General features: G+C 70.1%; 19 protein-coding genes and 1 tRNA gene. 6 read left to right on the top strand and 14 right to left on the bottom strand.

All coding sequences use genetic code 11. The annotated features are described in order from the left end of the window. Positions 1-3 precede the first annotated feature (3 nt). Positions 4-150 carry a hypothetical protein gene (locus ACZ60Q_RS33895; RefSeq protein ID WP_469641408.1) on the top strand — a complete coding sequence of 49 codons (147 nt, stop codon included), beginning with the start codon at positions 4-6 and terminating at the stop codon, positions 148-150. A gap of 93 nt (positions 151-243) precedes the next feature. On the opposite strand, the gene ACZ60Q_RS33890 is transcribed toward ACZ60Q_RS33895, so the two are convergent. The 3 genes from ACZ60Q_RS33890 to ACZ60Q_RS33880 form a co-directional block, all read right to left on the bottom strand. Next, positions 244-1,134, bottom strand: coding sequence for a cytochrome c biogenesis CcdA family protein (locus ACZ60Q_RS33890; RefSeq protein WP_469641407.1), 891 nt, complete (start codon positions 1,132-1,134; stop codon positions 244-246). After that, positions 1,131-1,940 (bottom strand): DsbA family protein, encoded by an 810-nt coding sequence (locus ACZ60Q_RS33885; RefSeq protein ID WP_469641406.1) that lies wholly within the window; start codon positions 1,938-1,940, stop codon positions 1,131-1,133. Before ACZ60Q_RS33885 ends, ACZ60Q_RS33890 begins: the two co-directional genes overlap by 4 nt. Before the next feature lie 63 nt (positions 1,941-2,003). After that, positions 2,004-2,471, bottom strand: a complete 468-nt coding sequence (locus ACZ60Q_RS33880; protein WP_469641405.1) for a hypothetical protein — start codon at positions 2,469-2,471, stop codon at positions 2,004-2,006. Positions 2,472-2,636: 165 nt separating this feature from the next. On the opposite strand from ACZ60Q_RS33880, the gene hrpA reads away from it, so the two are divergent. From hrpA to ACZ60Q_RS33865, 3 genes are all read left to right on the top strand, one after another. After that, entirely contained in the window at positions 2,637-6,617 is a 3,981-nt protein-coding gene (gene hrpA / locus ACZ60Q_RS33875) for an ATP-dependent RNA helicase HrpA (protein ID WP_469641404.1), read from the top strand. A gap of 126 nt (positions 6,618-6,743) precedes the next feature. Beyond that, positions 6,744-6,818, top strand: a tRNA-Asp gene (locus ACZ60Q_RS33870). Between the two features lie 153 nt (positions 6,819-6,971). Beyond that, a complete protein-coding gene (locus ACZ60Q_RS33865) occupies positions 6,972-7,232 on the top strand; it encodes a DUF6274 family protein (RefSeq protein WP_469641403.1) in 261 nt (86 codons plus the stop codon). A gap of 553 nt (positions 7,233-7,785) precedes the next feature. Here the strand turns inward: ACZ60Q_RS33865 and bldC are convergent. After that, entirely contained in the window at positions 7,786-7,992 is a 207-nt protein-coding gene (bldC, locus tag ACZ60Q_RS33860; protein WP_003949541.1) for a developmental transcriptional regulator BldC, read from the bottom strand. A 698-nt stretch (positions 7,993-8,690) separates the two neighbouring features. Then, on the bottom strand, positions 8,691-9,536 hold the full coding sequence (locus ACZ60Q_RS33855; RefSeq protein ID WP_469641402.1) for a DUF8083 family protein: 846 nt from the start codon (positions 9,534-9,536) through the stop codon (positions 8,691-8,693). Positions 9,537-9,710: 174 nt separating this feature from the next. Between ACZ60Q_RS33855 and ACZ60Q_RS33850 the strand changes: the two genes are divergently transcribed. Further along, entirely contained in the window at positions 9,711-10,811 is a 1,101-nt protein-coding gene (locus tag ACZ60Q_RS33850) for a Leu/Phe/Val dehydrogenase (protein ID WP_469641401.1), read from the top strand. A 290-nt stretch (positions 10,812-11,101) separates the two neighbouring features. Beyond that, positions 11,102-11,359, top strand: a complete 258-nt coding sequence (locus ACZ60Q_RS33845) for a DUF3073 domain-containing protein (protein ID WP_103532022.1) — start codon at positions 11,102-11,104, stop codon at positions 11,357-11,359. 137 nt (positions 11,360-11,496) lie between these two features. Here ACZ60Q_RS33845 and purM read toward each other — a convergent pair whose 3' ends face one another. The 9 genes from purM to purS all read right to left on the bottom strand — a co-directional run bounded on the left by purM (position 11,497) and on the right by purS (position 20,985). Beyond that, a complete protein-coding gene (gene purM / locus ACZ60Q_RS33840) occupies positions 11,497-12,570 on the bottom strand; it encodes a phosphoribosylformylglycinamidine cyclo-ligase (RefSeq protein ID WP_469641400.1) in 1,074 nt (357 codons plus the stop codon). Positions 12,571-12,632: 62 nt separating this feature from the next. Next, positions 12,633-14,159, bottom strand: a complete 1,527-nt coding sequence (gene purF / locus ACZ60Q_RS33835; protein ID WP_469641399.1) for an amidophosphoribosyltransferase — start codon at positions 14,157-14,159, stop codon at positions 12,633-12,635. Between the two features lie 330 nt (positions 14,160-14,489). Then, complete coding sequence (locus ACZ60Q_RS33830; RefSeq protein WP_469641398.1) at positions 14,490-15,362, bottom strand: META domain-containing protein; 873 nt, start codon at positions 15,360-15,362, stop codon at positions 14,490-14,492. Positions 15,363-15,423: 61 nt separating this feature from the next. Further along, positions 15,424-16,218, bottom strand: a complete 795-nt coding sequence (locus ACZ60Q_RS33825) for a maleylpyruvate isomerase family mycothiol-dependent enzyme (protein ID WP_469641397.1) — start codon at positions 16,216-16,218, stop codon at positions 15,424-15,426. Positions 16,219-16,228: 10 nt separating this feature from the next. Then, on the bottom strand, positions 16,229-17,155 hold the full coding sequence (locus ACZ60Q_RS33820; RefSeq protein WP_469641396.1) for a M23 family metallopeptidase: 927 nt from the start codon (positions 17,153-17,155) through the stop codon (positions 16,229-16,231). A 36-nt stretch (positions 17,156-17,191) separates the two neighbouring features. Further along, on the bottom strand, positions 17,192-17,698 hold the full coding sequence (locus ACZ60Q_RS33815) for an ArsR/SmtB family transcription factor (protein WP_469641395.1): 507 nt from the start codon (positions 17,696-17,698) through the stop codon (positions 17,192-17,194). 112 nt (positions 17,699-17,810) lie between these two features. Next, positions 17,811-20,060 (bottom strand): phosphoribosylformylglycinamidine synthase subunit PurL, encoded by a 2,250-nt coding sequence (gene purL, locus ACZ60Q_RS33810; RefSeq protein ID WP_469641394.1) that lies wholly within the window; start codon positions 20,058-20,060, stop codon positions 17,811-17,813. Then, positions 20,057-20,737: a phosphoribosylformylglycinamidine synthase subunit PurQ gene (gene purQ, locus ACZ60Q_RS33805; RefSeq protein WP_469641393.1), complete on the bottom strand. Its 681-nt coding sequence runs from the start codon at positions 20,735-20,737 to the stop codon at positions 20,057-20,059. Before purQ ends, purL begins: the two co-directional genes overlap by 4 nt. Next, positions 20,734-20,985: a phosphoribosylformylglycinamidine synthase subunit PurS gene (gene purS / locus ACZ60Q_RS33800; RefSeq protein ID WP_469641392.1), complete on the bottom strand. Its 252-nt coding sequence runs from the start codon at positions 20,983-20,985 to the stop codon at positions 20,734-20,736. The genes purQ and purS overlap by 4 nt, the downstream gene beginning before the upstream one ends. Positions 20,986-21,391 lie beyond the last annotated feature (406 nt).

Below are 21,391 nucleotides of genomic sequence, written 5' to 3'. Positions count from 1 at the left end.
GCGATGTCCCTCACGTACGGCACGGGTACGGAGCCCTTTCCCGCGACCCTCGACGACCTGCTCGAACGCGCCTCCCGTGCCCGGCCGGAAGCCGTCGCGGTGCGCTGTGGCGACACCCACCCCCCGGCCGCCGACGGCAACCGCGCCTAGGTCCACCGAAGCCCCGCCTCCGGGGCCGGCGGTTCGATCCCGGCCCCGGCCACTTCTCGAAGGCCCCGTCCGGCGGACGGGGCCTTCGCCATGTCACACCTTCTCGGTCTTCCCGGTCTTCCCGGTCTTCCCGGTGTCCTCGGTGTCCTCCGCCGGTACGTCCGTGTCGCGCCTGCGCAGTGCCCGGGCGCCCAGGACCAGCAGCGCCACGAGCACCACCGCTCCCAGCAGCACCCCGTCCGGCACCTGTTCGCCCAGGTTCCGCGCCCACTGCTCGACCGCGAACGATGCGTCGACCCCCAGGAGACCGGGCAGCGCGGTCGTCCCGTCGTACACGAGGAACAGCACACCGAGCCCGATGAAGAACAACCCCGACAGCAGCGACGTGGTGTGCAGCTCGAACCGGCCGAGCCGGACGGCACGGCCGCGCAGCCAGGCCCGGCGGCCGAGGTCGAAGCGCTCCCAGAGCAGGGCGAGCACGAAGAGCGGTACGGCCATCCCGAGCGCGTAGACCGCCAGCAGCAGCCCGCCGTAGACCGGGCTGCCGCTGACCGCCGCGACGGTCAGGACGCTGCCGAGGATCGGGCCCGCGCAGAATCCGGCCAGGCCGTAGACCGCGCCCAGCGCGTAGACGGAGAACGCCGTGGTGGGGCGGATCCGGCCGCTGAGGGCCGCGATCCGCCGGGACGCGAAGCCGAGACCGACGATCTGCGCGACGCCGAGCACGATGATCAGCCAGCCCGCGCCCGTGACAAGGGCGTCCCGGTGGCCGTAGAACAGCCGTCCCGCGTAGCTGCCCGCAGCGCCGAGCGGGACGAGGGTCGTGGCGAGACCGGCGTAGAAGATGCCGGTGCGGGCCAGCAGCCGGGAGGTGGAGTCGATGGAGTACGCGAAGAAGGCCGGCAGCAGCAGCGCGCTGCACGGGCTGACCAGCGCGAGCAGCCCGCCGAGGAAGGCCGCGAAGTAGCCGATGTCCGCGGTCACCTGGCCGATTCCCCTGCGTCGTCGCCCGCGTTGCCGGTGTCCTTGCCGGCGGCCTTCGCCTGCTCGGCGGCGGCCTCGATGGCCTGCGTGAACGTCTCGTCCGGCTGCGCTCCCGCGATCGGACGGCCGTTGACCAGGAACGACGGGGTGGACGTCGCGCCGATCCCGTAGGCCTGCTCCTGGTCCTTCGTGACGGCGTCCCGGGCGGGCTTGCCGTCGAGGTCCTTCATGAACCGGTCCAGGTCCTTCACCCCGGCCTCTTCCGCGAGCGCCTTGACCCGGTCCTTGCCGAAGCCCTTCTCCTTCGCCCCTTCGGCGTAGGCGGCGCCGTGGAACTCCCAGAAGCGGTTCTGCTGCCCGGCGGCCCAGGCACCGCGCGCGGCGTTCTCGGACTCCTCGCCGAAGATCGGGAAGTTGCGCCACTCGATGCGCAGCGTGCCGTCCTTCACGTACTTCTCGATCAGCTTCGGCTCGGTGTCCCGGGCGAACTTGCCGCAGTAGCCGCACTTGAAGTCGGCGTACTCGATCAGGACCACCGGGGCGTCCACGCGGCCGACGGCCAGCTTGTCGTCCGCGTCCCGGCGGGCGAGCTTCGCCAGCTCCGGGTAGACGCCCTCGTTCGGGTCGGCGGAGACCTCGGCGGCCGGGGCGGAGGAGGTGTCCGGGGCGGTGTCGTCGGGGGCGGTGGCCCGGTACGACGCGAAGCCGAGGAGACCGGCGGCCACGACGATCACGGCGCCGTAGACCAGGGGCTTGCGGGAGGAGGACTTCTGACCCGTGGAGACGGGCTTCTTGGACATGGGCATGCGGCACTCCGGGCTGGTGATGCGGGAGGAGAGGGAATGGGCGCGGGTCGGGCGGGTGCCCGCCTACACCCGCAGCACGGAGAGTTCTACGGGGGTCGGGGTGTACGGGGCCGGGGCGCGGGCCCGCGTCCCCGGCGGCGGATCGGCCGGCAGCGCGCCCGTCGCGGCGGGCAGCCCCCACGGGGCGAGGCCGGGCGCCTGGTCGTGCGCGGAGCGGGCGCGGGAGGGGACGGCGGGCTCGCCGTCGTGGTCGCGGAGCTTCCCGCAGCCGGGGACGGGGGCCTCCGCGCCGGCGGCTTCGGCCACCGGGGCCGGAGTCCGGGGCGCCTGGGCCCGGGCGGCGGAGACCGCCGGCGCGGAGGCGAAAGACACTGAGGCGAACGACGCGGAAACCGTCGGTGCGAAAGCCCCGGAAGCCCCGGAAACCCCGGAAGCGGCTGCCGGTGGCACCGCCGTCGCCGCCGGTCCGCACAGCAGTCCCACGACGACCGCGAGCAGCGCCGTCAGGCTCCACCACTGCGTACGGGACACGGGACCGGGCCTTTCTCGCGCTGGGGGCCCGGCCATGATCGGCAAGACACCCCCTGGCGACGGTGACGGAGCGTTCGACTGCCCGAAATGGTACGTGCCGCGTGACGCAGCCCGCGCGAAATGAGGTCGCCACTCCGTGCGCCCGGGTGAGATCCTGAAAGCCGTATGTCTACTTCCTTCGCCGATCTCCAGTCCCAGCTCGGACAGCTCTCGCTCCGTGACGCGAACCGGCTCGGCCGGCGCCTCGAAGGAGCGCGCCGCATCCGCAAGCCCGAGGCCCGCCAGTCCGTACTGGACGAGATCGCGGCCGATGTGGGCAAGGCGGCCGAACGGCTCGCGGCGCGCGCGGCCCGGCTGCCGGCCCTGTCGTACCCGCAAGAGCTGCCCGTCAGCCAGAAGAAGGACGAGATCCTGGAGGCGATACGCGACCACCAGGTCGTGATCGTCGCCGGGGAGACCGGGTCCGGCAAGACCACGCAGATTCCCAAGATCTGTATGGAGCTGGGGCGCGGCGTCCGGGGCATGATCGGGCACACCCAGCCCCGGCGGATCGCCGCCCGCACGGTCGCGGAGCGGGTCGCGGACGAGCTGAGGACGCCGCTGGGCGAGACGGTCGGCTGGAAGGTCCGCTTCACCGACCAGGTGAACCCGGAGTCGACGTATCTGAAGCTGATGACGGACGGCATCCTGCTCGCCGAGATCCAGACGGACCGCGAGCTGCTGGCGTACGACACGATCATCATCGACGAGGCCCACGAGCGGTCCCTGAACATCGACTTCCTGCTCGGCTATCTGGCCCGGCTGCTGCCCAGGCGCCCGGATCTGAAGGTCGTCATCACCTCGGCGACCATCGACCCGGAACGGTTCGCCCGCCACTTCGGCGAGGCGCCGATCGTGGAGGTCAGCGGGCGGACGTATCCGGTGGAGGTGCGGTACCGCCCCCTGCTGGAGGGGGCCGACGAGGACACGGCGGACTCCGACCGCGACCAGATCACCGCGATCTGCGACGCCGTCGACGAGCTGGGCCACGAGGCCCCCGGCGACGTCCTCGTCTTCCTCTCCGGTGAACGCGAGATCCGGGACACCGCCGACGCGCTGAACAAGCGCAACCTCAGACACACCGAGGTGCTCCCCCTCTACGCGCGCCTCTCCCACGCCGAGCAGCACCGCGTGTTCCAGCGCCACACGGGACGCCGCATCGTGCTGGCGACCAACGTCGCCGAGACCTCGCTGACGGTCCCCGGCATCAAGTACGTGATCGACCCGGGCAACGCCCGTATCTCCCGCTACAGCCACCGCACCAAGGTCCAGCGGCTGCCGATCGAGCGGATCTCCCAGGCCAGCGCCAACCAGCGCAAGGGCCGCTGCGGCCGTACGTCGGACGGCATCTGCATCCGGCTGTTCTCCGAGGACGACTTCGTCACCCGGCCGGAGTTCACCGACCCGGAGATCCTGCGGACCAACCTGGCCTCCGTCATCCTCCAGATGACCGCCGCCGGGCTCGGCGACATCGAGAAGTTCCCCTTCATCGACCCGCCGGACCACCGCAACATCCGCGACGGCGTGCAGCTCCTCCAGGAGCTGGGGGCGCTCGAACAGGGCGAGAAGTCCGCCCAGGAGGGGAAGCAGGAGGGGAAGAGGGGGCAGCGCCTGACGCCCCTCGGCCGCAAGCTCTCCCAGCTGCCCGTCGACCCGCGCCTGGCCCGCATGGTCATCGAGGCCGACAAGAACGGCTGCGCCCGCGAGGTCATGGTCATCGCCGCGGCGCTCTCCATCCAGGACCCGCGTGAACGGCCCGCGGAGAAGCAGACCCAGGCCGACCAGAACCACGCCCGGTTCAAGGACGAGACGTCCGACTTCCTGGCCTATCTGAACCTCTGGGCCTATGTCCGTGAGCAGCAGAAGGAGCGTGGCTCGTCCTCGTTCCGCCGGATGTGCAAGCAGGAGTACCTGAACTTCCTGCGCATCCGCGAATGGCAGGACATCTACGCGCAGCTGCGTACGGTCGCCAAGCAGATGGGCATCACCGTCGAGGAGCCCAAGGCGGAGGCGTCCATCCCCGAGCAGGCGGTGCACACCTCGCTGCTGGCCGGGCTGCTGTCGCACATCGGGCTGAAGGACACCGAGAAGAACGAGTACCTGGGCGCGCGCAGCGCCAAGTTCGCGATCTTCCCCGGGTCGGCGCTGTTCAAGAAGCAGCCCCGGTTCGTGATGTCGGCGGAGCTGGTGGAGACCTCCCGGCTGTGGGCGCGGGTCAACGCCAAGGTCGAGCCCGAATGGATCGAGCCGCTGGCCGGGCATCTGCTGAAGCGCACCTACAGCGAGCCGCACTGGGAGAAGGACCAGGCCGCGGTGATGGCGTTCGAGCGGGTCACCCTTTACGGGGTGCCGATCGTCGCTCAGCGCAAGGTCAATTTCGGCCGTATCGACCAGGAGGCCTCGCGGGATCTGTTCATCCGCAACGCCCTGGTCGAGGGCGACTGGCGCACCCACCACCAGTTCTTCCATGACAATCGCAAACTGCTCGGCGAGGTCGAGGAGCTGGAGCACCGCGCCCGCCGCCGCGACATCCTCGTGGACGACGAGACGCTGTTCGACTTCTACGACCAGCGGATTCCCGAGCACGTCGTGTCCGGGGCGCACTTCGACTCCTGGTGGAAGAGCAAGAAGCGCGAGGAGCCGGACGCGCTCGACTTCGAGCGCTCCATGCTCATCAACGAGAAGGCCGGGGCCGTCACCAAGGACGACTACCCGGACTCCTGGCGGCAGGGGACGCTCACGTTCAAGGTGACGTACCAGTTCGAGCCCAGTGCGGACGCGGACGGCGTGACCGTCCACGTCCCGCTCCAGGTGCTCAACCAGGTCACGTCCGAGGGCTTCGACTGGCAGATCCCGGGGCTGCGCGAGGAGGTCGTCACCGAGCTGATCCGCTCGCTGCCGAAGCCGATCCGCCGGCACTACGTCCCCGCGCCGAACTACGCGGACAAGTTCCTGGACCGGGCGGTCCCGCTCCAGGAGCCGCTGCCGTTCACCCTGGCGCGGGAGCTCCAGCGGATGGTGGGCGTGCCGGTGACGGCCGACGACTTCGATCTCTCCCGCGTCCCGGACCACCTCAAGATCACGTTCCGGATCGTCGACGAGCGGCGGCGCAAGGTCGCCGAGGACAAGGATCTGGAGGCGCTCAAGCTCCAACTGCGGCCGAAGGCCCGCCAGGCGCTCTCCCAGGCGGCCGCGGCGACCGCGGGGCCGTCCGGCGAGTCCATCGAGCGCTCCGGGCTCACCGACTGGACGATCGGCACACTGGACAAGGTCTTCGAGACCCGGCGGGCCGGTCAGCCGGTCAAGGCGTATCCGGCGCTGGTCGACCAGGAGGGAGCCGCGGCGGGCACCGTGGCCGTGCGCCTCTTCGACACCGAGGCCGAGCAGCAGCAGGCCATGTGGCGCGGCACCCGCCGGCTGATCATGCTGAACATCCCGGTGCACCCGGCGAAGTTCGCCTCGGACCGGCTCTCCAACCAGCAGAAGCTGGCCCTGTCCCGTAATCCGCACGGTTCGGTCCAGGCCCTCTTCGAGGACTGCGCCACCGCCGCGGCCGACCGGCTGATCGCCGCGCACGGCGGACCGGCCTGGGACGAGAAGGCGTTCCGGACGCTGTACGACAAGGTGCGCGCCGATCTGGTGGACCTGACCGTCCGCACGATCGACCAGGTGCAGCAGATCCTGGCCGCGTGGCAGGCGTGCGAGCGCCGGCTGAAGTCGACGAACAGCCTGACACTGGTGGCCAACGTCACGGACGTGCGGGAACAGCTGGCCCGTCTCGTACCGAGCGGTTTCGTTACGGCCACCGGACTGCGCCGGCTGCCGGACCTGATGCGCTACCTCGTGGCGGCCGACCGGCGGCTTCAGCAGATGCCGACGGGCGTCCAGCGGGACACCACGCGGATGGCGAAGGTCCACGAGATGCGGGACGAGTACGCCTGGCTGCTCGAACAGCTCCCACAGGGCCGACCGGTGCCGCAGGAGGTGCTGGACGTCCGCTGGATGATCGAGGAGCTGCGGGTCAGCTATTTCGCCCACGCGCTGGGCACCGCGTTCCCCGTCTCGGACAAGCGGATCGTGAAGGCGATCGACGCCCTGGCGCCCTGACACCGGGGCTCGTGAGGGGTGGCGGGGTGGTGACGGAGTCACCACCAGGAGTGAAGTCGACCTGGGCCTCCCCCCTCCTGTACAGTCTGGTTTCGCAGCAGGCCGCAAGGCAAGCGGCGAAAACCTGGTCCTGTGGAGCAGCTTGGAGTGCTCGCCACCCTGTCAAGGTGGAGGCCGCGGGTTCAAATCCCGTCAGGACCGCAGTAGAAGAAAGCCCGGATCGAAACGATCCGGGCTTTCTCGCGTCTTGACGACTCCGCCTGCCGCGGGTACCTCGTAGAAGCAGCGGCCGTCCCTGTTCCCTCGGCGCTGCTCACGGCGGGGGACGGCCGGGCTCACCGGGAGGTGGCTCGTATGTCCGCGCCCACAGCACGACATGAGACCCGCGCGCTGCTGCGCGCCCATCTGGCGGCCGCTTCCGCCTATCGCCACCTCACCCGGCACTGCGCGGTCTGTCATCGCCTCCTGCGCCTCGCCATGGAGCCCGGGGGCGACGGGGAGCGGCAGGCGCCCGGGGGCCCCTCGGGCGCCCCGGAGGAGGCCGCCGGGCACCAGGGCTCAGCCGGACGGCCCGACGAGGCCGGGGCCGGGGCCGAAAGACCCTCCGCGACGTGACCATCGGCCGGATGCTTACGCGTCCGGCCAGTGGCAGGCTCGGAGTTGGCAAGCATCGGGCAGTGTGACGGTAGTCACCGAAGGAGTTTTCAGACCGGGGGATTTTACACCTCCCCTACAACTGGTGAATTTAATATGTGCAATTGCACGGGGGGTGACGGACTCGCGAGGACCGTTCCGTCCGGGGCTGCCCCACCGCGTCCGGGACGCTCACCCACACTCCCGCACAGACCCGCCCACAGACCCACGAACGCCCCCGTCGCCCCCTGAAGCCGACCGACCGCCCGGTTCTGGACCGGCCGACGCCGAGGGCCGGGAGAGGGGCGAGGAGGCCCGCCCAGGGCACAAAAAAGATCGCGCTGGACCCGGCGGAGTCCAGCGCGATCGATACGACGGCACCTGTAGGACACAGGTATGACGCCCGTTGGGGCAGGCGCCCGTCGAGTGGAGCTATGGGTGGGCGGCTGGGGTTGGGGGACCTTGCAGCTGCCCGGATGGTGATGCTGTGCTGCTGTATTGCTGTATTCCCGTATTGCTGCGAGACAGGGGTGTGTCAGGCCTCGCTGCGCTGCTGCGGAATACCCGCAAGCAGTGCGCGGACCTCAGCCTCGCGGTACCGGCGATGCCCACCGAGCGTGCGGATGGACGTGAGCTTGCCAGCCTTGGCCCAACGGGTGACCGTCTTCGGGTCCACGCGGAACATCGTGGCAACCTCAGCCGGGGTCAGCAGCGGCTCGGCATCAGGGGTGCGAGCGGTCATGAGCGGCCTCCTCGGGAGAACCGAACCTTCTCGGTTCTTTCCTCTAAATTCTGCACCTTGACCCGCGTTGCCCGAAATGGCGGACGCGGGCCGAGTCGGTTATAGGACGAACGGCTTGTCCTCGGCACTACAACTACACCATCCGTCCAGCCACGTCGGCCAAACCGATGGAATTGCCCTCCCAGGTGTTCATCAGCGACGGAAGCCGATGGACCATGCCATAGCGGACAGTCACACCCCGGTGACGATCAGTCACAGGGCGATCGGGGGTCATCCAGACCCCCCATAGCGTGCAATGTCGAGCATTCTGCCCTTACTTGGACAGAGGGGACCTTCCCCAGACTCCTTGTCCTATTTTGGCATGAGGGGTAGGGATAGACGCAAGGGCCCCGTTAGTGCTGTCCATCACGCTTGAGGCAAAGGCCCGGTTCAGGACGTAGGTCCTAGGCCCAGCGAAGTACGCTTCCGCCTCACACATCACACGCGCCACACAGGACGCAGGTTCACGGCCCGTCAACTGTTTGTCGAGCGCCTCTTCCGCCTGTCGAGCGCCTCTTCGTCGCCCTCCGTCGAGGCGACCCGGCTCCCTCCTCCTCCCGTACGCTCCGGCCTCGCGGCCCGTCCACCGGCCTCTCGACCGTCCTGGATGAAGGATGCCCCGGTTCCATCACCTTGATGCCACTGTGGGCCTTTTCACGTCAATTGGTGAACTGAAGGTCCCGGACCGCCCGCCAGCGCTCCGCGAGCCGCGCGTACGCCTCCCCCGCGCCCTCGCTGTCGCCGTCCCGCAGCGCGGCGAGCCCCTCCGCCACATCCGCCGCCGACCGGTCCCCGGCGAGCCGGTCCGCCGGCAGCGCGTGCACGAGCCCCCCGTAGTCGAGCTCGACCAGGGAGCGCGGATGGAACTCCTCCAGCCACCGCCCCACGTCCACCAGCCCCTCGGTCAGCGGACCCTCGGGAACGTTCTCGCGCAGCGTCCGCAGCGCCCGGGCCAGCCGCCGCCTGGCCTCCACCATCGGGGTGCGGTAGCGCAGAACGGGTCCCGCCGCCTCGCCGTCCGCCGCCGCGTACTCCCGCTCCTCGTCGCGGAAGAGGACGAACCAGCGCACCGGGACCTGCCACACCGTGGTGCGGATCCAGGGCCTCGCGTCCGGGTGGAGCCGCTGCCAGCGCTCGTGGTCCGCCGCCGCCCGGCCGCGCACCGCCGCGGGCATCACGACGTCGAGCACGTTGGCCGGAAACAGACCCCCCAGTTCCTCCAGGGCCAGCCAGCCCCGCAGCCTGGTCCGCCACGGACAGACGCACACCACCCCGTCAAGCTCCGCCACGAACGCGTCACCGCTCTCCCGCACGGGCACCCCGACCGGCGGCGTCGACGCCAAGTCGGCCAGCGAGCGGCGCAGTTCGTCCTGGGCTGTGGGAAGGTCCCCACGCCGCGCGTAGCGAGCCCAGTGACTCCGCTCGGGCTCGGCGAACGCGGCGAGCGGCTCGTAGACCCGGAGATAGGACGTGTAAGGGACGAGCACCGAAGACACCACCGACATGCAGCGCATCGTGTCACGGCGGTACACCCCGAGCGGGTGATCCTCCGCGCGGAGGCGGATCCGAGCCGCCGAAGGACTTACGCTCTTGCCCATCGGACCGGCCGTGCCGGTCGGTCCGGGGCCCTCCCCACCCCCAGGAGGGCCTCCGCCGCTTCGTACTTGGGAGTCACCACAGTGACCGATGTGACTGGCGCGCACGTTGACGTACTGCACACCCTGTTCCACTCGGATCAGGGAGGTCACGAGCAAGTAGTGATCTGTCAGGACCGTGCCAGCGGCCTCAAGGCCGTCATCGCCCTCCACTCCACCGCCCTGGGCCCGGCCCTGGGCGGCACCCGCTTCTACCCGTACGCCTCCGAGGCGGACGCCGTCGCCGACGCGCTGAACCTGTCGCGCGGGATGTCGTACAAGAACGCCCTCGCGGGTCTCGACCACGGTGGCGGCAAGGCCGTCATCATCGGCGACCCGGAGAAGATCCAGGCCTCGCAGAGGACGGAACTCCTCCTCGCCTATGGCCGGTTCGTCGCCTCGCTCGGCGGCCGTTACGTGACCGCCTGCGATGTCGGCACCTATGTCGCCGACATGGACGTCGTCGCCCGGGAGTGCCGCTGGACCACCGGCCGCTCCCCCGAGAACGGCGGCGCGGGCGACTCCTCGGTGCTCACCGCGTTCGGCGTCTTCCAGGGCATGCGGGCCTCGGCCCAGCACCTGTGGGGCGACCCGACGCTGCGCGGCCGCAAGGTCGGCGTCGCCGGGGTCGGCAAGGTGGGCCACCACCTCGTCGAGCACCTGCTCTCCGACGGGGCCGAGGTCGTGATCACCGACGTCCGCGAGGAGTCGCTGCGCCGGATCACCGACCCGCACCCCGAGGTGACCGTGGTGGCGGACACCGACGCGCTGATCCGCACCGAGGGCCTGGACATCTACGCGCCGTGCGCGCTCGGCGGCGCGCTGAACGACGACACCGTCTCCGTGCTCACCGCGAAGGTGGTGTGCGGCGCGGCCAACAACCAGCTGGCGCACCCGGGCGTCGAGAAGGACCTGGCCGACCGGTCGGTTCTCTACGCACCCGACTACGTGGTCAACGCCGGTGGCGTGATCCAGGTGGCCGACGAACTGCACGGGTTCGACTTCGACCGGTGCAGGGCGAAGGCGGCGAAGATCTTCGACACCACGCTGGAAATATTCGCACGTGCGAAGGCGGATGGGATTCCGCCGGCCGCGGCGGCCGATCGGCTCGCCGAGCAGCGGATGGCGGAGGCGCGCGCCCACTGACCGGGCACACCTCAACCACCCCTACGACCCGCAGGCCGGCGAGACAAGACTCACGCCGGTCGGCGGGTCGTACCTCCACAAGAGGTTAAAATCGCAGTTGACCAGGGAGGACGGGGCTTCTCGCTGGCCCTGTACCGGGACCGGAATGCGGGCGGCGTACCGTATGGCCACGGAAGCAGGTACCGTTAAAGCTCTACGGGCACGGTCTCTCTGCCGAGAGTCCGTCCTGAAACGTGAACGCGTGTCAAGACTCTGGGGCCGTCGAGCCCCGTCACCGAGGGGGTCGAGCCATGGGGCGCGGCCGGGCAAAGGCCAAGCAGACCAAGGTCGCCCGCCAGCTGAAGTACAGCAGCGGCGGGACAGACCTGTCACGTCTGGCCAATGAGCTGGGCGCATCGCCTTCGAGTCAGCCACCGAACGCAGAGCCGTTCGAGGACGACGACGAGGAAGATGACCCGTACGCACAGTACGCGGATCGCTACAACCAGAACGATGACGAGGATCAGGACGATCAGTCCGGTCCGTCGTCACAGCGCCGCGGCGCTTGACCTCGCGCTGACACATCAACCCGGTCCGGGCCTGCCCCGGGCCGGGTTCTGTGTGTCCCGGTGCAGGCTTTCCCGTGGGGCTGTCGCGCCGTGGTACGCCGCGCGGGCTGTACCGGCGCACCACGGCGTGACGCTGTCTATCGGGCGTAGTCGCCGGTCAGCTCGGCGCCCGTGGTGCGGTCTCCGCGGTCGGTGATCTCACCGGCGACCCAGGAGTCGACCCCGCGGTCGGCCAGCGTCGTCAGCGCGGCGTCCACCGAGTCGGCCGGGACGATCGCGATCATGCCGACGCCCATGTTGAGCGTCTTCTCCAGCTCCAGCCGCTCGACCTGACCGGCCTTGCCGACCAGGTCGAAGACCGCGCCGGGCGTCCACGTGGAGCGGTCCACGGTGGCGTGCAGGCCGTCCGGGATCACCCGGGCCAGGTTGTTCGCCAGGCCGCCGCCGGTGACATGGCTGAAGCCGTGCACCTCGGTCGTCCGGGTGAGGGCCAGGCAGTCCAGGGAGTAGATCCGGGTGGGCTCCAAAAGCTCCTCGCCGAGCGTGCGGCCGAACTCCTCGACCTCGCGGTCCAGGGACCAGCCGGCCCGGTCGAAGACCACGTGGCGGACGAGCGAGTACCCGTTGGAGTGAAGACCGGAGGACGCCATGGCGATGACCGCGTCACCCTTGCGGATACGGTCCGGGCCGAGCAGGCGGTCGGCCTCGACCACGCCCGTACCGGCTCCGGCGACGTCGAAGTCGTCCGGGCCGAGCAGGCCCGGGTGCTCGGCCGTCTCGCCGCCGACCAGGGAGCAGCCCGCCAGGACACAGCCTTCGGCGATGCCCTTCACGATGGCCGCGACACGCTCGGGGTGCACCTTGCCGACGCAGATGTAGTCGGTCATGAAGAGCGGCTCGGCGCCGCAGACGACGAGGTCGTCCACGACCATGCCGACGAGGTCGTGGCCGATGGTGTCGTACACGCCCATCCGGCGTGCCAGGTCCACCTTGGTGCCGACGCCGTCCGTGGCGGAGGCGAGGAGCGGACGCTCGTAGCGCTTCAGCGCCGAGGCGTCGAAGAGGCCGGCGAAGCCGCCGAGACCTCCGAGACCCGCGACCTCGGGGCGCTGCGTCTTCTTCACCCACTCCTTCATCAGCTCGACGGCACGGTCGCCGGCTTCGATGTCGACGCCGGCCGCCGCGTAGGAAGCACCTGTTGTCTCAGACATGGCCTGGGATCTTTCGTGTGGAGATACGGGGCTGGTGGGGGATGCGGCGGCGGCGTGTCCGGTCACGGACGACGCAGCGCGTCGGCCGCGGCGGTAGCCGCCGGGCCCGCCGCCAGCTCGGTCTCCAGCAGCTGCTTGCCGAGCAGCTCCGGGTCCGGGAGCTCCATCGGGTACTCGCCGTCGAAGCAGGCGCGGCAGAGGTTCGGCTTGGCGATCGTCGTCGCCTCGATCATCGCGTCGATCGAGATGTACGAGAGGGAGTCGGCCCCCATCGAGGTGCGGATCTCGTCGACGGTCATGCCGTTGGCGATCAGTTCGGCGCGGGTCGCGAAGTCGATCCCGAAGAAGCAGGGCCACTTCACCGGCGGCGAGGAGATCCGGATGTGGATCTCGGCGGCGCCCGCCTCGCGGAGCATCCGGACCAGGGCGCGCTGGGTGTTGCCACGGACGATCGAGTCGTCGACGACCACCAGGCGCTTGCCCTTGATGACTTCCTTCAGCGGATTCAGCTTGAGCCGGATGCCGAGCTGGCGGATGGTCTGCGAGGGCTGGATGAAGGTCCGGCCGACATAGGCGTTCTTCACGAGTCCGGCGCCGAACGGGATGCCGCTGGCCTCCGCGTACCCGATCGCGGCGGGGGTGCCGGATTCCGGGGTCGCTATGACCAGATCCGCCTCGGCGGGAGCCTCGGCGGCCAGCCTGCGGCCCATCTCCACCCGGGAGAGGTAGACGTTGCGCCCGGCGATATCGGTGTCGGGACGGGCCAGGTAGACGTACTCGAAGACACAGCCCTTGGGCTTCGCTTCCGCGAAGCGCGAGGTGCGCAGACCGTTCTCGTCGATGGCGACGAGCTCGCCCGGCTCGATCTCGCGTACGTAGCTGGCACCGCAGATGTCGAGGGCCGCGGACTCGGAGGCGACCACCCAGCCGCGCTCCAGCCGGCCGAGCACCAGCGGGCGGATGCCCTGCGGGTCGCGGGCGGCGTAGAGCGTGTGCTCGTCCATGAAGACGAGGGAGAACGCGCCCTTGACATCGGGGAGCACCTTGGCGGCGGCTTCCTCGATGGTGAGCGGCTTGTCGTTCTCGTCGCGCTGCCCGGCGAGCAGTGCGGTCACCAGGTCGGTGTCGTTGGTCGCGGCGACCTGGGTGGCACGACCGTCCTTGCGCGGGAGGTCGGCGACCATCTCCGCGAGCTGGGCGGTGTTGACCAGGTTCCCGTTGTGACCGAGGGCGATCGAGCCGTGCGCGGTGGCACGGAACGTCGGCTGCGCGTTCTCCCACACCGAGGCGCCGGTGGTGGAGTAGCGGGCATGACCGACCGCGATATGGCCCTGGAGGGAACCCAGAGACGTTTCGTCGAAGACCTGCGAGACCAGTCCCATGTCCTTGAAGACCAGGATCTGGGACCCGTTGCTCACTGCGATGCCCGCGGATTCCTGTCCGCGGTGCTGCAGGGCATACAGTCCGAAATAGGTGAGCTTGGCGACCTCTTCACCCGGAGCCCAGACACCGAAGACGCCACAAGCGTCCTGGGGGCCTTTCTCTCCGGGGAGCAGGTCGTGGTTGAGTCGTCCATCACCACGGGGCACGGCACCGAGTGTAGGCGAGATCGACCACCGGTCCGAATTGGGGACCGGTGGGCAAACCGGCGGCGGTCCATGGGGAACGGGCCCGCCCGCCGCCCGGGGCGGGCGATTCGCGGGACTTCGGCCGGTGACGCTGTGCGACCGCCGTGCGGGCGGGCCGGGCGCCGCGAGGCGAACACGGCGCTCGCTTCCGGGCCGGGAGAACGGTTACCGGCAGGTAGCGGCCGACCGGGGCGGACGGGCGGCCGTGGCGCTCGGTGAACCTGCCCGATCACCGCCCCGGCCGCTGCCCGAACGTCGTTTCGTGGTGAGCCTCACACCGGGGAGCCGGATTCAGCCGTGCTGGGAGCTGTTCTCGGCCCCGGCAGGTGTGGCCGTGGCGCCGATCCCCTTGCCGTCGTCCGCGGTGAGCGTGAGGGTCTTGCCCTTGATCGTGTACGTGACCTTGCCGTCCAGGGCGGCGAGCACGGCGCGCTCCACGCCCATCTCGGCCTCCGGGCACATCCTGCGGGTGCCGGCCACCGGTCCGAACGTGATCGTGGAACCCTTGACCGTCGCCTGGCCGCGGAAGGAGTTGCAGCCGGAGTCGCCCTGCACGGTGCCGTCCTCGGAGAGGGTCAGATGGGGTGCCTTCTCCTTGGGCAGGTCCGCCGGTACGGTCGTGGCGCTCTCCCCGCTGAGCAGCGTGGTCACGGCCCACCGGGTGCCGACCAGGTCGGCGGGCTTCTCCTCGCTGAGTGCCATCGAGGCGCCGCTTTCGGTGGTGAGGATCAGTTCGTCGCCGGAGAGCTTCGCGGTGTGCTCGCCGCCCATCGCGTCGATGGCGGCCTTCTCGAACTTCTCGATGCTCTCCTCGCACGCCATCTGCGTGGTCACGGGCTTGCCCAGGGTGACCCGGTCGCCCTTCACCCGGGCGTCCGCGCTGATGCGGTTGCAGCCGAAGTCGGCCTTGGCCCGGCCCTTCGGGTCGATCTCCAGCCGGGCTCCCTCCGGGGCCTCGGTCCGTTTCCCGCCGACGGTCACGGAGTCGACGCGCCAGGCCACCCCGATGACGGGGACGTCGCTCTGTACGCTGCCGCCGCCGTCGCCCGATCCCTTGCCGGAACCGGAGCCGGAGCCGGAACCCGACTCCGTACCGCAGGCGGCGAGGGTGAGGACGGCCAGGACACTGACACCGACGCTGAGAGCCATACGTTGTGTGTGCATGGCGATGTGACGGAACGGGAGGCCGATCCGGTTCCGCCCGCTCCGCTTCCCGGTGGCCGCCTCAGCCCATCAGCGGCAGCAGCGCGGCCAGGTCGGCACGCTCCCCACTGGCGCTGACCTCGGCGTCCTGAAGGGCCCGCGCCCACTCCTTACGCCCGGTGGCGAGCCGGATCCAGGTCAGCGGGCCGGTCTCCACGACATGGGGCGGGGTGCCCCGGGTGTGCTTGGGCCCGCCGATGCACTGCACCACCGCGAACGGCGGAACCCGCACCTCGACCGACCCGCCGGGCGCCCGGTCCGCGAGGGCGTCCGCCAGCAGCCGGGTGCAGGCTGCCAGGGCCTGCCGGTCGTAGGGGATCTCCAGCCCGAGCGCCTCGTTCAGGTCGTCGGTCCCGACGATCAGTTCGACGGTCCGGGTGACCAGGACGTCGGTCAGCCGCATCGAGCCGACCCGGGTGACCAACAGCCGCTCCCCCGTGCCGGTGGCCGGGACGGCGCCGGTGAACCCCGCTTCCGCCTCCTCGAACAGCGTGGTGAGGCCGGGGTGGCCGGCCGCCGGGTCCTCGACGATCCGGGCGGCGTGCACGGCGGTGGCCGACGGCCACTCCAGCAGGGCCACTTGCGGCTTGGACCCGGGCGGCTCCGGCAGGGCCAGGGACCGGGTGACACCGCTCAGGCCCATCGCGACGTGCGCGACGAGCTCGCGCACCGTCCGGTCGCCGAGCCGGGTCGGCCGGGCGAGCTGGCCGGGCGTCAACACGGCGACGGCGTCGCGGACATGGGCGAACTGGGCGAGGACCGCCGTCCGGGTCCTGAGGTGGTCGTAGGCGCGCGGGCGCTTCTTGGCCGGGGGCATGGGGCCGAGACTAGCGGGCCCCACCGACATCGCCTGGTCGGGCCGGTGCGGCCTGCCCGTCGGCCTGTACTGCGGCCTGTACTGCGACCCGCTCCTCGACCCGCTCCTCGACCGTGAACGTCTCCCTGTTGGCGGGCACCCCGACGCCCCGCCAGGTGAACGGGACACCCCGGGCGTTGTCGAGGTCCGGGCCGTCCATCAGGTGGAAGTGGAGGTGCGGTTCGGTGGTGTTGCCGGAGTTCCCCACGCGGCCGAGCTGCTGCCCGGCCCTGACGGTGTCCCCGGCCTTCACCCGGAGCGAGCCGCGCTGGACGTGGGCGTACGCGGCATACGTGCTGTCGCCCAGGTCGAGGATCACGTGATTGCCGATGATCCGCCGCACGCCGACGAAAGACCGGACGTTGCCCTCGATGAGCATCAGATAGGCGAGAGCGGGCAGCGAGTTGCGGCTCAGGTGGTCGCGCTGGCCGTCACTCGCCCGGACGACCGTGGCGTCGGCCACCGCGAGCAGCGGGGCGCCGAAGGCCGGGAAGGCGCGGTTACGGCGGAAGAACGGCCAGATCCAACGGAACGCCGGACGGGCCGAAGGCTCGCCCTCCTCCGTCTCCGGGTCGGCAACGATGTCGATCGCGTACGTCTGCCCGTAGACGTGCGTCCCATGGCTCGGCACCTTGTCCGCCGGGCTGTTCAGGGCCGTCCAGCGTCCGGTGACCGGCGGGTCGACCTCCACCGGGTGCCTCGGCTCCCCCCGCGGTGCGGCGGCCCCGACCTGGAGGACCGTCGTCACCACCATGAGGGCGAAGACGACCGTCGCGGGCAGCAAGGTGGTCGCCCAGCCCGGTCCGGGCAGATCCGTGACGAACTCACCGATCACCAGCGCGAACAGGACCAGCCAGGACAGCCGCATGGCGATCGTAACGATGGTGCGGACAGACATGTTTCCCCCATGGCTTCGTGTCTTCTCGTCGTCAGGTCAGGGCCGCGCCGCCGTCAGCACCACCAGCAGCGGCACCACCCGGACCGGCGGGACCTCGTACCGGCCGCGGCCCACCGCGTGCAGCCAGCCCGCGCCGGTCAGCTGGCGCAGGTGGTGGTAGATCTGGCCGGTGGTGCCGAGCTCGTCGAGCCCGGCCAGTTCGGCGGTCGTCCTCAGGCCGCCGAGGATCTCGCGGAGCAGGCGCAGCCGGACCGGGTGGCCCAGCGCGGCGAACGACTCGGCGGCGTCCGCCCAGTCCCCGTCGACCAGGGCCTCGGTGAGGGCGCCGTACTGCCACTCGTAACTCTCGCCGGTGGGCAGCCGTACCGAGCCGGTGTAGAGCACTCCCCCGTCGGCCGCGGCCTCCCCGACCTCGGCGAGCTGCTGTTTCAGCCCGTCCAACGCCCAGAAGTCGCCGTTGCCCAGGCGGGGGGACTCGGAGGCCCCCCGCTCCAGCGCCGTGAGCCGCCTCTCCAGCTCGGCGACCCGCTGCTCCAGCTCCATGACACCAACCTTACGTAATTACGTAATCTCTGACAAGGGGAAGGGGGAAAGACCGAAGCCCCCGCCCGGAGGACCCGGGCAGGGGCTTCAGAAGTGCCGGTCGGCGCGTGGCTCAGGCGAGCAGCGCGGGGATCGTCGCCTCGTGCGCCGTACGGAGCTCGCTCAGCGGGATACTGAACTCGCCCTGGATCTCGATCTCCTCGCCGTCCACGACACCGATGCGGGTGACGGGCAGACCGCGCGCGCCGCACATGTCGTTGAAGCGGAGCTCCTCGCTGCGCGGAATCGAGACGACCGCGCGTCCCGCCGACTCGGAGAAGAGGAACGTGAACGCGTCCAGGCCGTCCGGCACGACCAGCCGTGCGCCCTTGCCGCCGCGCAGGCAGGACTCGGTGACGGCCTGGATCAGACCGCCGTCGCTCAGGTCGTGCGCGGCGTCGATCATGCCGTCGCGGGAGGCCGAGATGAGGATCTCGGCGAGCAGCTTCTCGCGGCCGAGGTCCACCTTCGGCGGCAGACCGCCCAAGTGCTGGTGGACGACCTCGGACCAGGCCGAGCCGCCGAACTCCTCGGTCGTGTCGCCCAGCAGGTAGAGGAGCTGGCCCTCTTCCGCGAAGGCGAGGGGCGTCCGCCGGTTGACGTCGTCGATCACGCCGAGCACGGCCACGACCGGCGTCGGGTGGATCGCCGTCTCACCGGTCTGGTTGTAGAGCGAGACGTTGCCGCCGGTGACCGGGGTGCCCAGCTCCAGGCAGCCGTCCGCGAGACCGCGGGTGGCCTCGGCGAACTGCCACATGACGTCCGGGTCCTCGGGCGAACCGAAGTTCAGACAGTCCGAGATGGCCAGCGGCTTGGCGCCGGAGGCGGCGACGTTGCGGTACGACTCCGCCAGCGCGAGCTGCGCCCCGGCGTACGGGTCGAGCTTGGCGTACCGGCCGTTGCCGTCGGTCGACATGGCCACGCCCAGGTTCGACTCGGCGTCGATGCGGACCATGCCCGCGTCCTCGGGCATCGCGAGGACGGTGTTGCCCTGCACGAAGCGGTCGTACTGGTCGGTGATCCATGCCTTGGAGGCCTGGTTCGGGGAGGAGACCAGCTTCAGGACCTGCTCGCGCAGCTCAGCCGGGTTCGCCGGGCGGGCGAGCTTGCCGGCGTCGTCCGCCTGGAGCGCGTCCTGCCAGGACGGGCGGGCGAACGGGCGGTGGTAGACCGGGCCGTCGTGGGCGACCGAGCGCGGCGGGACGTCCACGATTTGCTCGCCGTGCCAGAAGATCTCCAGCTGGGAGCCCTCGGTCACCTCACCGATGACGGTGGCGATGACGTCCCACTTCTCGCAGATCTCCAGGAAGCGGTCCACGTGCTGGGGCTCGACGATCGCGCACATGCGCTCCTGGGACTCGCTCATGAGGATTTCCTCGGGCGAGAGGGAGGAGTCGCGCAGCGGCACGGTGTCCAGCTCGACGCGCATGCCGCCGGAACCGGCGGAGGCCAGCTCGCTGGTGGCGCAGGAGAGCCCGGCGCCACCGAGGTCCTGGATGCCCGCGACGAGCTTCTCCTTGAAGATCTCCAGGGTGCACTCGATCAGGAGCTTCTCCTGGAACGGGTCGCCGACCTGGACGGCGGGGCGCTTGGCGGGTCCGGTGGACTCGAAGGTCTCGCTCGCCAGCACGGAGACGCCGCCGATGCCGTCGCCGCCGGTGCGGGCGCCGTACAGGATGACCTTGTTGCCGGGGCCCGACGCCTGCGCGAGGTGGATGTCCTCGTGCTTCATCACGCCGATGCAGCCGGCGTTGACCAGCGGGTTGCCCTGGTAGCAGGCGTCGAAGACGACCTCGCCGCCGATGTTGGGCAGGCCCAGGCAGTTGCCGTAGCCGCCGATGCCCGCGACGACGCCCGGCAGGACGCGCTTGGTGTCGGGGTGGTCGGCCGCACCGAAGCGCAGCGGGTCCACGACCGCGATCGGGCGCGCGCCCATGGCGAGGATGTCGCGGACGATGCCGCCGATACCGGTGGCCGCGCCCTGGTAGGGCTCGATGTACGAGGGGTGGTTGTGCGACTCGACCTTGAAGGTGACCGCGTACCCCTGGCCGACGTCGACGACGCCCGCGTTCTCGCCGATGCCGACGAGCATCGCGTCGTTGGCGGGGACCTTCTCGCCGAACTGCTTGAGGTGGACCTTGCTGCTCTTGTACGAGCAGTGCTCCGACCACATCACGGAGTACATGGCGAGCTCGGCGCCGGTGGGACGGCGGCCCAGGATCTCGCGGATCCGGGCGTACTCGTCCTCCTTGAGGCCGAGGTCCTTCCAGGGCTGCTCGGTGTCCGGGGTCTCGGCCGCGTGCTTGACCGTATCCAGGCTCATGCGTTGACCAGCTTCTTGATGATCGAGGTGAAGAACCCGAGGCCGTCGGTGCCGCCGGTGCCGATGAGCGGCTCCACGGCGTGCTCCGGGTGCGGCATCAGGCCGACGATGTTGCCCGCGGCGTTGGTGATGCCCGCGATGTCGCGGAGCGAGCCGTTGGGGTTGCCGTCCAGGTAGCGGAAGGCGACGCGGCCCTCGGCCTCCAGCTCGTCGAGCGTGTGCTCGTCGGCGGTGTACCGGCCGTCCATGTTCTTGAGCGGGACCCTGATCTCCTGGCCGGCGCTGTAGTCCGAGGTCCAGGCGGTCTCCGCGTTCTCCACCCGCAGGCTCTGGTCACGGCAGATGAAGTGGAGGTGGTTGTTGCGCAGCATCGCGCCGGGCAGCAGGTGCGCCTCGGTCAGGATCTGGAAGCCGTTGCAGATGCCGAGGACCGGCATACCGGCCCTCGCCTGCTCGATGAGGGTTTCCATGACCGGCGAGAAGCGGGAGATCGCGCCGGCGCGGAGGTAGTCCCCGTAGGAGAAACCGCCCGCCAGGACGACCGCGTCGACCTGGTGCAGGTCCTTGTCACGGTGCCACAGGGATACGGGCTCGGCGCCCGCGATCCGGACGGCGCGCAGGGCGTCCTGATCGTCGAGGGTGCCGGGAAAAGTGACGACGCCGATACGGGTGGTCACTTCTCCTCCTCCACCCTCACGACGAAGTCCTCGATGACGGTGTTGGCGAGGAACGTCTCGGCCAGCTCGTTAATACGGGCGAGGGCGGCGTCGTCGACCGGCCCCTCGACCTCCAGTTCGAAACGCTTTCCCTGACGAACGTCCGCGATCGACTCGAAGCCGAGACGGGGCAGTGCACGCTGCACCGCCTGTCCCTGCGGGTCGAGGATCTCGGGCTTGAGCATGACGTCGACTACGACGCGTGCCACTGGCACTCCCGGTGTGGTGGTGTGGTGCGGCTGTCTCTCCGGGGGGTTCCCCAGACCCCCGCGGGTCCACTCAGCGTACCTGGCCAAAATTTCTACGCGGGTAGATATCGGGCGGGACGGACAGGGCGGGGCCCCGCGCGGATCACACCAGGATATCGGCCGCGACACCGCCGGGAAAAGGTCTGGAAAAATCACGTCCGGATTGCACACGGATTGCACACGGACACGCGGATGTAATTGGCTGGGCTTCACAATGCGGTACCCACCGCTGTACAAATGATTACCGGGGAAAGCAACATTGCCCCGGGGACAACGGAACAGTCGACATCTCGTCGATCCACATCCGCCCGTCTGGCAGCCGGAAGGCAGGCATCCGCGCACGAAGTACGCGCCGATGCCGTAGGAA

The sequence above is a fragment of the Streptomyces sp. NPDC104313 genome (assembly GCF_055583985.1).
This window is presented reverse-complemented; position numbering and strand designations above follow the sequence as displayed.